Source organism: Hymenobacter endophyticus (genome assembly GCF_032464715.1).
In the GTDB taxonomy this organism is placed as follows: domain Bacteria; phylum Bacteroidota; class Bacteroidia; order Cytophagales; family Hymenobacteraceae; genus Hymenobacter; species Hymenobacter endophyticus.
On record NZ_JAWDJT010000035.1, the window covers coordinates 1 to 820 of the forward strand.

At 73.0% G+C, this 820-nt stretch carries 1 protein-coding gene; it reads left to right on the plus strand.

The features are described 5' to 3' along the window. A partial coding sequence (locus ROI90_RS21090; RefSeq protein WP_316000262.1) for a DUF2637 domain-containing protein occupies positions 1-712 on the plus strand: 712 nt, incomplete at its 5' end. Positions 713-820: the final 108 nt, after the last annotated feature.

An 820-nucleotide genomic window follows, 5' to 3' on the forward strand; every position in this document is an offset into this window, starting at 1 on the left:
GTGGGCGCTGACCGGGGTGACGTGCTGGCTCAACATCGCGGCCGGACACTCGCTGTCCGCGAAGGTGGCGCACGGCACCATGCCGCTGCTGTGGGTGGTGCTGTCCGAGGTGGCCGCGCACGTCTACGCCTCCCGGATCGGCGCCGTGACCGGCCGTCGGATGGAGAAGATCCGCCGCTCTCGCTGGCTGCTCGCCCCGCTGTCGACGTTCGCCCTGTGGCGGCGCATGACGCTGTGGGAGGTCACCTCGTACGCGGACGCCCTGAAGCGGGAGCGGGAGCGGCAGTTGGCCCGCGCGGAGCTGCGGCAGCGGTTCGGCCGGCGGTGGCGTTCGAAGACTCCCCGCCCGGACCGCGTGCTGCTGAAGCTGGGTGAGCTGGCCCCGGCCGGTGAGGACGTCCCGCCCGTCCCGCCGCAGGACCCGCCGAAGCAGGCGGCGGCCAAGCCGCCGCCCAAGCGCGCCGCCAACGGCAAGGGCAAGGCCAGGACCGGCAAGCCGTCCCGTACGCCGGCCGAGTTGCTGGCCGAAGCACGCGAAGCCACCGCCGGGTGGAAGGACGACGCGATCAACGCGGAGGCGATCCGCACCACGCTGCACTGCTCGGCTGCCAACTCCCGTGTGCTGCGGGACCTGCTACTGAGCGAACGGGCCGACGGCCGGCGCCTGCACCCCATCGACGCCACCGACGAGGGTGAGGGAGCGGCGGCATGAGGCCACGTCTGTTGGATCTGTTCTCGTGCGCCGGCGGCGCCGCGATGGGCTACCACCGTGCCGGGTTCGCCGTGGACGGCGTGGACATCGTCGATCGGCCCCACTACC